General features: G+C 52.4%; 11 protein-coding genes. 5 read left to right on the top strand and 6 right to left on the bottom strand.

The genetic code is table 11. The annotated features are described in order from the left end of the window. Window positions 1-302 precede the first annotated feature (302 nt). The gene (locus NSU14_RS00485; RefSeq protein WP_076247058.1) at window positions 303-1,415 is read left to right on the top strand and encodes an LLM class flavin-dependent oxidoreductase; all 1,113 of its coding nucleotides are present in this window, start codon (window positions 303-305) and stop codon (window positions 1,413-1,415) included. A 75-nt stretch (window positions 1,416-1,490) separates the two neighbouring features. On the opposite strand, the gene NSU14_RS00480 is transcribed toward NSU14_RS00485, so the two are convergent. Beyond that, on the bottom strand, window positions 1,491-2,357 hold the full coding sequence (locus NSU14_RS00480) for a helix-turn-helix domain-containing protein (RefSeq protein WP_336102479.1): 867 nt from the start codon (window positions 2,355-2,357) through the stop codon (window positions 1,491-1,493). A 126-nt stretch (window positions 2,358-2,483) separates the two neighbouring features. Here NSU14_RS00480 and NSU14_RS00475 point away from each other — a divergent pair, with 126 nt between their 5' ends. Further along, a complete protein-coding gene (locus NSU14_RS00475; RefSeq protein WP_340942062.1) occupies window positions 2,484-3,725 on the top strand; it encodes an MFS transporter in 1,242 nt (413 codons plus the stop codon). A gap of 874 nt (window positions 3,726-4,599) precedes the next feature. On the opposite strand, the gene NSU14_RS00470 is transcribed toward NSU14_RS00475, so the two are convergent. Continuing rightward, entirely contained in the window at window positions 4,600-4,827 is a 228-nt protein-coding gene (locus NSU14_RS00470) for a hypothetical protein (protein WP_052422117.1), read from the bottom strand. A gap of 4 nt (window positions 4,828-4,831) precedes the next feature. Continuing rightward, window positions 4,832-5,833 (bottom strand): TIR domain-containing protein, encoded by a 1,002-nt coding sequence (locus tag NSU14_RS00465; RefSeq protein WP_042140073.1) that lies wholly within the window; start codon window positions 5,831-5,833, stop codon window positions 4,832-4,834. A 224-nt stretch (window positions 5,834-6,057) separates the two neighbouring features. Between NSU14_RS00465 and NSU14_RS00460 the strand changes: the two genes are divergently transcribed. Beyond that, a complete protein-coding gene (locus NSU14_RS00460) occupies window positions 6,058-7,194 on the top strand; it encodes an N-acetylmuramoyl-L-alanine amidase (protein ID WP_340942057.1) in 1,137 nt (378 codons plus the stop codon). Window positions 7,195-7,211: 17 nt separating this feature from the next. On the opposite strand, the gene NSU14_RS00455 is transcribed toward NSU14_RS00460, so the two are convergent. The 3 genes from NSU14_RS00455 to NSU14_RS00445 all read right to left on the bottom strand — a co-directional run bounded on the left by NSU14_RS00455 (window position 7,212) and on the right by NSU14_RS00445 (window position 11,797). Then, window positions 7,212-8,213 carry an HD-GYP domain-containing protein gene (locus tag NSU14_RS00455; protein WP_039300694.1) on the bottom strand — a complete coding sequence of 334 codons (1,002 nt, stop codon included), beginning with the start codon at window positions 8,211-8,213 and terminating at the stop codon, window positions 7,212-7,214. Between the two features lie 101 nt (window positions 8,214-8,314). Then, window positions 8,315-9,895, bottom strand: a complete 1,581-nt coding sequence (locus tag NSU14_RS00450) for a response regulator (RefSeq protein WP_340942055.1) — start codon at window positions 9,893-9,895, stop codon at window positions 8,315-8,317. Window positions 9,896-9,973: 78 nt separating this feature from the next. Then, a complete protein-coding gene (locus NSU14_RS00445; RefSeq protein WP_340942052.1) occupies window positions 9,974-11,797 on the bottom strand; it encodes a sensor histidine kinase in 1,824 nt (607 codons plus the stop codon). Between the two features lie 191 nt (window positions 11,798-11,988). Between NSU14_RS00445 and NSU14_RS00440 the strand changes: the two genes are divergently transcribed. Next, window positions 11,989-12,879 carry a carbohydrate ABC transporter permease gene (locus NSU14_RS00440; protein WP_039300685.1) on the top strand — a complete coding sequence of 297 codons (891 nt, stop codon included), beginning with the start codon at window positions 11,989-11,991 and terminating at the stop codon, window positions 12,877-12,879. Then, window positions 12,879-13,715: a carbohydrate ABC transporter permease gene (locus NSU14_RS00435; protein ID WP_039300683.1), complete on the top strand. Its 837-nt coding sequence runs from the start codon at window positions 12,879-12,881 to the stop codon at window positions 13,713-13,715. The genes NSU14_RS00440 and NSU14_RS00435 overlap by 1 nt, the downstream gene beginning before the upstream one ends. Window positions 13,716-13,735 lie beyond the last annotated feature (20 nt).

Genomic DNA, 13,735 nt, shown 5'->3' with positions numbered 1-13,735 from the left:
CTGTCAATGAAAATACACAAATTCCGCCCGGATTAATTATTTCCGATATAGACTTTCTGAAAGCACTCTGTATCCCATCAAGTGTATACGCAAAAGACAGTATTACGCTTTTGGTAATGCCTGCTGCTGCTCATCTGCTCATTTGTTCATCTGCTCATCTCCATCTCCTCATATCACAAACTTACACTCATATACTTACATTTTGTAAGTCGTTATGGTATAGTAGAGTATATCCTTGCTGTAACGGACAAGCTTAAGCTTTAAACCTAATAAATATTCTGGATAATAAGGGGTCTGTACCAATGAACAATCTAGGGAATGATCAAGCGAAGCAAGCGGCTGAACCGGAGTTCGAGTTCGGTATTTATACACTCGGGGATATCGTAACCGATTGCGAAACGGGGCAGCGGATTAGCCCCCGCCAGCGGCTCCATGAAGTGATTGCCGCCGCGAAGCTTGCCGATGAAGCGGGGCTGGATGTATTCGGCGTGGGTGAACATCACCGGCTGGATTTCGTCATCTCCTCAGTGCCGGTTGTGCTGGCAGCTATTGCCCAGGTTACAGAGCGGATTAAGCTTACCAGTGCAACCACCGTACTGAGCACGATTGATCCGGTTCGTGTCTTCGAGGATTTCGCTACACTGGATCTGCTGTCGGACGGCCGGGCAGAGATTATCGCCGGACGCGGCGCTTTCCTGGAATCCTTCCCGCTGTTCGGCTATGAGCTGGAGGATTACAAACAGCTGTTCAGCGAGAATCTCGACCTGCTGCTCACGCTGAACCAGCATGAGGTCATGAACTGGGAAGGCAAGTTCCGCTCCCCGCTGCATAACGCCGAGATTGCCCCGCGTCCGCTGCAGCAGAAGCTTCCGCTCTGGGTCGGCATCGGCGGTTCGGCCGAAAGTGCCCAGAAGGCCGGGGCGCTGGGTGTAGGTATGGCTATCGCCATTCTAAGCGGCAGTCCGGAGCCTTTCCAGAATCTGGCCGACACCTACCGCCGTTCCGGCGCCGCAGCAGGGCACAGGCCGGAAGACTTGAAGATCGCCATCACAAGTCACGGCTATATCGCCAGAACCTCCCAGCAGGCGCTGGATGAGTATTATCCTTATTACTACAGCTACCGCAATGCGATCAGCCCGAAGCCCGGCCAGCAATACCGCGTCTCGCGCAATGAATTCGGCCGGTTCACCTCTCCGGACAATACTTTGGCCGTGGGCAGCCCGCAGCAGATTATTGAGAAGATCCTCTATCAGCATGAGCTGTTCGGCCATCACCGCTTCATGACCCAGCTGGATATCGGCGGCCTCCCCTATGCCAAGGTGGCAGAAGCCATTGAGCTGCTGGCAACAGAAGTAGCTCCGGTTGTGCGGCGCGAGCTTGCCAAGAAGCGCAGCGGCATCTCTTCCCCCCAATAATAAGCAGAACCAAGAAGGTTGCCGCCCGGTGATAGGGCGGCAACCTTTTTTTGCGGAAATTCAATAGTATATGTATCAGAATATATCCGGCAGATGTATCCGGCACACCTGCTGCAGCGCGTCATAACTGTCATTGAACTCAAGCTGCCGGAGAATATCCAGGTAACCCAATAACTGCTGCGTATCTTCTTTATGCTTCAGACAGAGCAGCGTGAGCTCATGGTACACCAATGTGACAATTTTATCGTACAGCAAGTTCGTCTTATCCGCTAAGGGCAGCGCTTTTTTAAGGAAGAACAGGCTTTGCTCGTAATTATGCTCTTTCAGGCAAATTTTCGCGATGTTCTGCATCAGATGCTGCTGGATGGTCCGGCTCTCGGCAAAGTCATGGTATTTATCAAATTCATCCACAGCCCTTAGTCCAAAAAAGATCGCGTCGCCGCTGCTTAGCGTAAACAGGAAATTATTCAGCAGCTTGAACTCATACAGATACCATATGTCCGCACCCATCAGATAAGGCTTGATCTCCCCGGCTAATTCGCTTAACTGCCTGATCTCATCCTCCCGCTGATACTGAATCAGAAAACCCTGGCCCAGCAGATACAAATGATAATAAACCTCCGTGCGCGTCGCCCCGTACAAGAAACGGCATTCATAGCTGATCGTTCTTACTTTGTCGAATTCATAACGGTTCGCCGCCTCCACCAGACTTAGGTGAAGCGTACGTTTCTCCGGCTGTGCATAGCCATTCTGCAGGAACAGCAGCTCCTCAAGGGACATTTCCAGCTTGTCCAGCAAGAGGATCAGCTTGTCATACCCGGGATAATATTTACCGCCCTCGAAGCGTGACAAGTTGGATCGGCTCATAATCCCATCCGCCAGAATCGACTGGCTTATTCCTTTGGAGGAACGGATTTGCCTAATTGTAGAGCCCAGAAACATGATTTCACTCCTCCGCTCTGCCGTGTGAGTATACAGCACAATTTCCCGGTCTGATTTTCATTGTATGCTACACTCGGCACAAATCAAAATATAAAAAGCAGGGGAAGGATTATCATGGGCTTTCATTTGTCACGGAAACTAAACAGTAGAGTATGGAACATTCTGGCCGGAACTTTTTTCACGAGAACTGCACTATTTATGAGCGTCCCTTATCTGGCTATCTTTCTGACGAGTCAAAAACATCTCTCCATCTTCCTGGCCGGCTGTGTTCTCAGTATCAATCCGCTGGTGAATGTACTCTTCAGCGGCTTCGGAGGGGCGCTTGCGGACCGGCTGCCTCTGCACAAAATCATCGCCGTTGTCCCCGTAGTCTGGGGAAGCCTATTCATTCTGTTCTATTATGCGGACAGCTTCCCGGCCTTCCTGCTGCTTAACGGCCTTAACGGATTATGCTACTCCATCTTCGAGCCTGCCAGCAAAAAAGTGCTGTCCACCGAAACGCTCCCGGAGAACCGGCTGCTCGTCTTCAATCTGCGGTATACGGCGATTAATCTGGGCTGTTTTCTCGGCCCGCTGTTAAGCCTGATGTTCAATATGAAGCTGACGCTCTTTCCTTATGTTATTCTGGGCGTGCTTTATATTCTGTATGGCGTCTCCACGCAATTCTTCTTCCGGCACGGGGGCCGCATCCACGCTTCTGTTGCAGCCCGGAGTATCGGCAGCCTCAAGAATCTTGGTGCAATCCGCAAGGACTATGTATTCCTCCTCCTGCTGGCCGGAATGAGCTTCTCCTTCTTCGGGTATTCCCAGCTGAACGGAACCGTATCCCAATATTTAAACTCCACTTCTGCCTTGGCCGACGGTGCCCGGATGTATTCGGTGATCCTGTCGCTCAATGCGGTTGTAATTCTGGCTGCGCAATTTGCCGTACTGCGCTGGATCTCGAAGTGGAATCCTTTCCATGTGGTACTCACCAGCAATCTGCTGATTGCCGCAAGCTTTCTGTTCTTTGTGCTGCCCGTCTCCCCGTCGATGCCGCTGCTGTTCATTACAGTGTTCAGTCTGGGGGAGCTGCTGATTGGTGCTCGGTTCGATGCCTTGGTGGATGAGCTGTCCCCGGAGAGTAATAAGGGGCTCTATTTCGGCTGCTCGGAGTTTGTTAAGATCGGAACCACTTTCGGCCCTATGCTTGGGGCGGGTCTGCTGGGGCTGTACGGGGTAGAATCTCCTGTCCCGGTGTTCGGACTGATTGGCGGGATTACTGCTGCCGGGGCTGCTCTGATCGGAGGCGCATGGTTCCAGCATCTGCGGAAGACCCGGCAGCCAGTGGATGCTAAATATACAGGAGTGCATCAGGAGGGTGGGTAAAAGAACAAACTACTTCTGGAATAGCATCGGTAAAATTGCCCCACATCCAGCGGAATTAAGGGCGCTTGTGCTCCTAATTTCCTCGTTTGCCCGTAGTCGGCGGGATCAAGGGCACTTATTTCCTCATTTGGCCCGTACCCGGTGAATTCAGGGGCACTAATGCCCCTCATTTCCTCGTTTGGCCCGTACCCGGTGAATTCAGGAGCACTAATGCCCCTCATTTCCTCGTTTGGCCCGTACCCGGTGAATTAGTGGGATTTATCCCTTTCATTTCCTCGTACCGCCCACTTTCAGCCGATTTAGTGGGATTTATCCCTTTAATTTCCTCATACCGTCCACTTTCAGCCGAATTAGTGGGATTTATCCCTTTAATTTTCTCATACCGTCCACTTTCGGCGGATTTAGTGGGATTTATCCCTTTAATTTTCTCATACCGTCCACTTTCAGCCGGATTAGTGGGATTTATCCCTTTAATTTTCTCATACCGTCCACTTTCGGCCGGATTAGTGGGATTTATGCCTTTAATTTTCTCATACCGCCCACTTTCGGCCGGATTAGTGGGATTTATCCCTTGATTCCCCCACACCACCCGCGTCCGGCCGGCAGAGGGATTCCTGCTATAAGAACTATTGCGTCCGGCAGACGTTTCTGCCCCGAACTCCAAGGAAACTTATCCATACATTACGCTCCTTATCTACATAGACGAATCTCATAATCCCTTAAAGAACAATTAAAGAACAAAAAAGGCCCCCGGCCATGCCGGAGACCTGCTCAATGCTCGATGTAAGCAGTATTCAGTATTCAGTATTCAGTATTCAGTATTCAGTATTCAGTATTCAATATTCAGTATTCGTTATACTGTATCCAGTATGCGTTATGCAAATGATGGCTTGTTATTATCCACTTTACCGCTGACCAGCTTCTTGTACTCGTCGTCTCCGCCCTCCAGAGAAGGCGCTAAATATACATTAAGCGCGGATGGAGAGAGCTTGGTGCCGGACTTGCGTCTGGAACGGCCTTTGCCTCCCGCACTGTTACCGTTACCGCCTTCAGACCGGCGGACGCTACTAGAAACACTAACTGCATTCTTCATATTCTTCATCCTGTCAGTCCCCTTCCACTAGATGATTGACGGTACGGAACAAATCACGGTTATAGGCAACCACTGCTGTAAGATCCTCTGCCGATAATCCCCCGCTTCCGGAGAAATGTACAGAAATCACGTGGTTCTCCCCTAAAGGATAGCATAGGATATATACCTCCGCAACTTCCGTACGCTGTAAGAAAGTCCATTCCTTAGCCAAAAAAGCATCCAGCACACCCGGTTTTCCGCCTCCGTCTTCAGAGGTCGAGAACGGATAGACATGCCCGCGGCCTACATTGCCGCCCACCTGTTTCAGGCCTTCCCCCTCTTCGGCCCGCCACATGGCGGCTCCGATCACCCGGCAATCCTCCGGAGGTATGAATGAATTACGGACGGCTTCGCTGAGCGCCTGATAGTTCTCACCCGGCTGGGGAGGCGTCACATTATTATTATATTGCCAAAAGAAGTGAAGGATACTTTCTTTTCGCCTAAGCTCTGCTCTAAGCTGCTGCAGCTCAACAGCCGGATCATGGTACATGCCCTGTCCCTGAATGCTGTCGATGATTTTGCCGCAGCTGACATCCACCGCAGCTGTAGCATTCTCATGCTGCCACTCGTATTCCAGCGGCGTCAGCCCGGACAGATCAGACAGCAAGTGGTACTCTTCCACATTCTCCCCCGGAATCAGATCGCTGCGGGAGGGTACCTGATCCGGCAGCAGGCAGAAGACCCGGCCGCGCCGTAATCTGGACCAGAACAAACCCATTTCAAACTGGGTATTATCCCGGGTTACATAATAATATTTACCCCTGATCCGGGCTACATCATCAGGCGAGAACACGAATACGGCAAAGTCACTGATATCCAGATTCCGCTCCAGTGCCTCCATCGTATATTCATTCGGCCGGAAAGCAGCTGCATACCAAGGATGAACTTCTGCGGTCCGCTTCAGCTGCTCGTGGATGGCCCTGGCGTAGCGGATGGATTCTCTGGAGGATCCAATGAATAATCTAGGTCTGATCACGGCGGCACTCCTTTATCTGTTTCCCCAATATGTAATAATTATACAGACATTTCCCCCTTAGGAATAGGGCCGCCAGGTATATTAAACAGCAAGACATCTTAGTGTGAATTGTCGTTGTTATATGTATAATTGAATCACAATTATCCTCAATTTTAATAAATCGTTGTTCTCCGGCCGATGAAACGGGTAATAGAAATTTATCTATCCGGGAAAAGAGGCTTTATATGAAAAGAATATTACATACCGCCGTACTGGCAGCCTGTCTGTTGACTTCATATGCGCTGCCGTCTTCTGCTGCCCATGCTGCAGATACCTATACAGCCAAAGTATACGCGAACTCCCTGAATGTGCGCAGTGAGCCTGCTGCAAGCGCAGCCATCACCGGCTCTCTGGCGGGTGGAGCCGTAGTTACTGTCACAGAGGAGCAGCATGGCTGGCTCAAAGTACGGGCCGGATCTATATCCGGATGGGTCGCCGGGTATTATCTGAAGCGGACCAGCCGAGCTGCCTCCGCTGGAACCTCATCCGCCAGCACATCCGTTAAGACCTCCTCTACCTCCAGCGGAACAGCTGTTGTCACCGCCTCTTCCCTGCGTATCCGGGGAGGACCGGGAACCAGTTATGAGGTAGTGGGTTCTTTGCAGTCCGGGAATGCCGTTACGATTCTGCTCCGCCAGGACGGATGGTCAAGAATCCGTACAGCCGGAGGAACTACCGGCTGGGTATCCACCCAGTACCTTGCCGGGGGAAGCGTCCCGAACTTAAGCACTGCCAGTTCAAACGCCCAGAACACCAGTGTAATAAGGAAATCCGGCAGCATCCGCGGCAAGCTGATTGTCGTCGATCCCGGTCATGGGGGCAGTGACCCGGGTATGCTCGGCACAACCTATGACACGATGGAGAAGGATCTTACCCTGCAGACCTCTCTATATCTCCGGGATTACCTGACCGCCAAGGGGGCCCGGGTAGAGCTGACCCGTACCCGTGGAGACCAGAAGCCGGCGCTCTCCCGGCGGGTGCAGCTCGGGACGCAGCTCGGCGCGGATGCTTTTGTCAGCATCCATTATAATTCCTCTCCGAAGAATGTCTCCGGCACGCTGACTTTCTTCTACTCGGAGCAGAATGATCTCCGGCTGGCCCGGGCGATTGAAACCCGGCTTGGCGCAGGAATCGGGCTCCGGAGTAACGGCCTCTCCTTCGGCAATTACCATATTCTAAGGGAAAATCCGCTTCCCGCAGCCCTTATAGAGCTTGGGTTCCTCAGCAATCCTTACGACGAGTCAATTGTCCGCAAGGCCGCTTATCAGCGGAAGGCTGCACAGGCTATCGCCGAGGGGCTGGCTGATTATTATAAAAACTGAAAGGAAGTCATCTGAAATTATATGGTGATTTCCCGGATATTGAGTTCTTTTATTTTGCTGAGGTCAATATATTCATCGTTAATGCGGATAAGCGGTGTTTCGATATCATGCGGATTCAGATAGACGATCTCGCCGACCCGGCCATCGGTTAAGACCACCTCACGGCCAACAGTCCGCTTCACAATGTTCTCCAGAAAAACCGAAACAATATGCGGGTCCAGCGCGCCAAAGCTGCCTCTTCTCATCTGATCGACAATCACATGGAAAGGCATAGCCTCATGGTAGGGGCGTTTGCTGGACATGGCATGAAAAATATCGGCAACCGCTATAATTTTGCTATAGGAATCAATCTGTTCATCCTTAAGTCCCAGCGGATATCCCTTGCCGTCGTTCCTCTCATGATGCTGCAGTGCCGCCAGTGTAATGCGCGAATTGGCCCCGGTGGTTTCCTTCAGCATCTCATAGCCGTATATTGTGTGTTTCTTCACCAGGTTGAACTCTTCGTCCGTCAGCTTGCCGGGCTTGTTCAGAATCTCATTGGGAATCTTCAGCTTGCCGATATCATGCAGGGTTGCCGCCAGGGACAGCACGGACAGCTCGGCTTCACTCATATGTAACCATCTGCCGATTAGGGTGGACAGTACACCGACTCCAACGTTGTGCTGGTATGTATAATCATCTCTGCCCTGGACTGAACTGAACAAAGCAAAAATATCCGGATTGCGCGAGATCTCCTGTATTACCGGAACGACATCCTTCCTGATATCCGCCAGGGGAATTTTCCGCGATATTCTGTAAGATTCAAACATTTCCTTGGAGCTATCTACTACACTATTTGCCATTTGACGATAAGAGGGAGCCTGCTGTTCATCCACAAAAATGATATCAAGCACATCAATTCTTTGTTTGCGGATGAGTTCGAGATGTTCTGCATTCAATTTGCTCTTGGCAGGAATAACTGTAACTCCGTATGCATTGATCAGATCATTCTTAATCGTTCTTCCCAGATAGTTGTCCATACCTTCCAGCCCTCCCAGATAACCGAAACATTATATAAATTGCCCATATAGCTATTATCGGTTTATCGCTGGAAAATGTTGAAAGGGAAGTTAGGCCGTTCTTAATCTTCCTCTTCCTGCTTACGGTACTCCCGCGGGGTTACTCCAGTGGATTTCTTGAAGACACGGCTGAAATACTTCTCGTCTTCATACCCTACCAGCTCCGCGATCTGCGACAGCCGCAAATTCGTATTCTGCAGCAGAGTCTTCGCCTTATCCACTCTGAGACTCGTTAAATAATCCGACAGATTCTCCCCGGTGATCTGCTTGAATTTGCGGGAGACATTCTCCCTGCTGATGAAAAAGCGTTCCGCAATATGCTGCAGCGTCATCTCCTGTGCATAGTTCTGGTTCAGGTATTCCCTGATTTCCAGCACGAGTCTGCTATCCGGAGCCTGAGCGATACCTTTGGAGAGGTGCTGCAGCAGAGATTTAAGCTGACTCTCCCAGTTCTCCACCGAGAACAGCCCCTGTGAGTCATAACAAAGCTCCAGGCTGATCTCCTCCTCCGGCCGCCAGCGTGTCAGAACCGCACGGATCTCCTCCTGCTGGTGGAGAAAGCTGCTCTCCGTAAGCAGCGGCAACCCGGCAAGCTCCCGCGCCCACTCCTCCACAACCCGCTGCATCCTTTCCAGATCGCCCGACAATACCGCGATTCTAAGCTTGTCCAGCTGCATATCCGGAGCGTAGTCTTCTTTAGGCCTACTCTCATCCCCAGCCGCTCTGCAGAGGTGTATCCGTCCGTCACGCTGAAGGAGATTCCGTTCCTCCAGCCCTTGGCGTGCCTGGGCAAAAGCAGGCTGCAGCCCCTCCGGCAACGGGTTCAGCAGGCTGAGCCCGATATCCACCTGAACGCCATACGCCTGGCGGATCGATTCATTCACTCCGTTCAGTACCGTCTCCGCCTGTTGAACAGCATTCCACAGCAGAATCACAAGCTCTCCACCGCTCTGCCAGCTGCGGAAGGCATAACCGCTGTAGTCCGGTGCCATAACTTCATTGCAGACGTTGGCCAGCACAAAAGCCGTCAGCGCCACATCGCCATGAAATCTCTGCAGCAGACGGCAATCTGCGCCTTGCATCGAGATGACAGCCACTCTGCAGGAGGCTGCTCCAATCGGCATCCCCAGCTCTTCGCAGAGCGCCAGCTTCAGCTCCTGAAAGGAGGCATGCCCGTAGACCAGATCGGACAGCACCTTGTCCCAGTAGAGCGGACGCAGTACGTTCAGCTGCATGTTCTGGCGCTGCGACTGCTTCCGCACCGCCTCCTCCTCCATCCACAGCTTAAAGGCATGCTCCGCCGAGGCAATCAGCTGCTTGCTGTTCAGCGGCTTCAGCAGATAATCGGTCCCGCCGTAGACAATCGCCGGCTTCACGTAATTGAAATCCTGATACCCGCTGATGACAATGGTCTTCGTATTCGGATAATGCTTATGCAGCCATTCCAGCAGCTCCGCTCCGTCCATCAGCGGCATCCGCATATCCGTGAACACGATCGCCGGCTGATGCTCCTGCATAATCAGGGTCGCTTCCTGACCGTTGGTAGCCTCATATATATCGGAGATATTATATTTGTCCCACGGAACAAAATAACGGATCGCCTCCCGTACATGCTTCTCATCATCTACAATCAGCACCTTCATGTATAGCCGCTCCTTTAGGTTATGTCTGCACCCTTCTTCATTCATCACTCTATAATCCATAATTCATCGCGTTAAACATTATTCGCCTGGCCCCTCCAGCGGAATAATCAGGGTAACCGTAACCCCTTGGCCCTCTTCATTGTGCAGCTGCATCTCCGCGTCGCTGCCGAACTGCAGCCGCAGGCGGGCCAGCACATTATACAGGCCGATTTCTTCGTTCTCAGGCCGGCCGCTGCTTCTAAGTCCGGCTGTAATCTCCTCCAGCCGTTCCGGGCTAATGCCCTTGCCGTTATCCTTGACGGCAAGAACCAGCCGCGACTGCCCCTCCAGCGTGCAGTCTATCCGGATGACGGCTTCGCGGATTCCGTCCGCGAAGCCGTGCTTGAAGATATTCTCCACGATCGGCTGGAGAATCATCTTGGGCAGGACCGTCTCCAGCGCTGCTTCCGCCGCATGAATCTCCAGGCGCAGATTCTCTTCGCCGAACCGCTCGGTCTGCAGAATCACATAATTCTGCACATGCTCCATTTCATCGCGCAGCGGCACCTGCGTCCGTTCCGTGTTCATGGAGTAGCGCATCATACTGCCCAGGGAATAGATGAGATCATACACCTTCGGCGCATTATAGCGCAAGGATAAGCTGGCGATGGACTGCAGGGCATTGTAAAGAAAATGCGGATTGACCTGGGCCTGCAGCGCCTTCAGCTGATTCGTCTTGTTCGCCAGCTCCAGGCGGTATTCCTTGACGATCAGGTCATTGATGGTCCGGGTCATGCCGGTGATTTTGCGGGTCAGCAGGCCGAATTCATCCTCGCGTTCGGCGTCCATATGCGCATCCAGCTGGCCGATCTGCACCTTCTGGGTGAAGTTGATCAGCTTCTTGATCGGCCGGGTAAAGCCGATGGAGATGAGCACCGCGCTGATTCCCCCGATCAGGAGAAACAGCAGCCCGATCCCCATATTGAACCGGGTGATAACCCTCGCATCACCATACAGATCCTCATAAGGCACCAGCTTGATGATGCTGCCGCTGAAGAGCGGGTCCTTGATATGCTTGTACATGACAATGCCCTGGAAGCCGTCCTTTTTCCAGGTGAAATGCCCGCTGTCACTATCTTCGGGAAGACGGCTCCATCCGGTCTCCACCTGTTTGCCGACCCAGTCCGGATCGGAAGCGAACAAGGCCTGCCCCTGCTCATTCAGCACATACAGACGCTCCGTGTCCGAGTTGTACATCGATTTGACGATTCCCTCCAGCTCCTCCAGGGTGTAATCAATGGACAGATCCGCCAGTACACTGTCGCTGGGCGTACGGTAGAGGGGGAAATGCGCAGTGAAGACCGGAACGCTCCCCGGCTTCAGATTGGGGAAGCCGGACTTTACGCCGTATTGATGATCCATATGTGTCACCTCAATATACGGACGGTATGTCCCTTCAGGATGCTCTGCCTCCGCATAATCCGCATTCTCTTCCCGGCGGAACAATCCGCCCAGCAGCAGATTGGACTGCCGGGCCGCTCTGACGTAGAGATGGATCTGGAAGGTATTGCGGTCCGAGAGGAACAAATTGTATAGCTGGGTGGAGATCACCGCACGGGTATCCGGCAGAACCGTACCTTCTGGCGCCTGCTCATTGCTTTTGGCGGTAAGCAGCGTGGTGTAGAAGGAGCTCGGAACATTAATTCCGCTGTACAGCGACATGGCCTGCTGATTCATGCCGCTGAAATAACTGCTTAGATTCGCTTCCCCCAGCGTCAGCAGCTTCGTATTCTGCTTCACGGACTGCTCCGTAACCGACTGTTTGGTATAGAGATAGGAGAAGGTAACGGATATGCCTGACGGAATCACTGACGCCAGCAGCACTAGGGCCATCAGCCGCGTCCGGATACTGTTTCTGAACATGGGCGAACCTCCTGAACGTTTTGCGGAAGAACCGCTTCTCTGATATAACCTTGCAGCAGAACTCGCTCCGGAAGCAACCCGGCTGCAATATAATCCACTTTTCTCATCATCAAATTGAGTGTTGGCGATGGCCCGGGCTTTCTATAATGAAGCTGTGAACACGTAGAAATATTATACAAAGGAGATTCCATATGAGAAAAGCTCTGCGCTTGCAACGAGGCTGGGGACAGCAAATCGTATTTCTCGGCCCCTGTCTGCTCTTTTTCCTGACCATTGTGGTCACCCCATTCTTCCTCGGCTTCTACTACTCTTCCACCGACTGGAACGGGCTCGATCTGGACAAAGCGGTCTGGACCGGCGCGGCCAACTGGAGACGGATTTTTACGAACGACGATAAGTTCTGGGAGTCTCTGCTCTTTACGCTCCGCTTCACCGTAATTTCCGTAGTGGCCGCCAACGTACTGGCGCTGCTGCTTGCCTTCATTCTGATGACGACGCTGAAGACGAAGAAGCTGCTCCGCACCATCTTCTTTATGCCCAATGTAATCGGCGGCATTCTGCTCGGCTACATCTGGCAGTTCATCTTCACCAAAGGCTTCGCCACGATCGGCGAGCTTACCGGGATTTCCTTCTTCCAGCTGCCTTGGCTGGGTACGCCCAGTACAGGATTCTGGGGTCTGGTCATTGTGTTCGTCTGGCAGACTGCCGGGTATATGATGGTCATTTATATTGCGGCGCTGGCTGGTATCCCTAAGGATCTGGTCGAAGCGGCCAAAATTGACGGCGCCCGTGCTCCGCAGCTGTTCAAGAGTGTCTATGTACCTCTGATTATGCCGGCGATCACCATCTGCCTGTTCCTGACAACCTCTAACGCATTCAAAATGTTCGACCTCAACCTGTCGCTGACCAAAGGCGGACCGGGCACCTCGACCCAGTCGCTGGCCTATAACATTTATGCGGAAGCGCTGATCAACAACCGGTACGGCCTCGGTACGGCCAAAGCGCTGCTCTTCTTCGCTGCCGTTTCACTGATCACGGTCACACAGGTCTGGCTTACCAAAAGAAAAGAGGTGTCGGCCTAATGAACAGCAGCAGATACCGGCCCAGAAACTTCATTCTGGAGATCGCCGCCATACTTCTGGCCATTATTTTCCTATCCCCCTTCTACCTGGTACTGAGCAATTCGGTTAAGGGGCTGAAGGACATCCTGATCGACGCTGCTTCCTGGCCGCAGGTGTTCCACTGGGATAATTACTCCAAGGTCTGGGATGCCATTGACTTCCCGCAAGCCTTCTTCAGTTCCCTGCAAATCACTGTCTTAAGCGTAATCTTCATTGTCCTGTTCAGCTCGATGGCCGCCTACCAGATTGTGCGGAAGCCGACGCGCTTCAATTCCTTCGTCTTCCTGCTGCTGGTCTCGGCGATGATCATTCCATTCCAGTCGCTGATGTTGCAATTAGTCCGTGTGACCAGTATTCTGGAGCTTCGCGGAGAATTATACGGAATCGTGGCCTGCTATCTCGGCTTCGGTATGCCGCTGTCGGTGTTTCTGTTCCACGGATTCATTAAGACAGTGCCTTTTGAGCTGGAGGAAGCGGCGCGGGTGGACGGCTCCAATCCGTATGGCGTATTCTTCAAAATTGTGTTCCCGCTGCTCATGCCGATTATTGTAACGGTCATTATCCTTAACACGCTGTGGATCTGGAATGACTATCTGCTGCCGGTGCTCGTCATCGGGGGCAATAAGGATCTGACGACCCTGCCGGTCGCCGTGACCAAGTTCTTCGGGCAGTACACCAAGAAGTGGGATCTGGCCCTTGCGGGTCTCGTGATGGCGATTACGCCTATCCTCATATTCTTCCTGTCCCTGCAGCGTTATATTGTCGAAGGTGTAACCACAGGCTCCATTAAGGGATGATCGCGAGATCCCCTTGCAAC

Source organism: Paenibacillus sp. FSL R10-2771, from assembly GCF_038000205.1.
GTDB classification, from domain to species: domain Bacteria; phylum Bacillota; class Bacilli; order Paenibacillales; family Paenibacillaceae; genus Paenibacillus_AQ; species Paenibacillus_AQ phytohabitans.
This window is presented reverse-complemented; position numbering and strand designations above follow the sequence as displayed.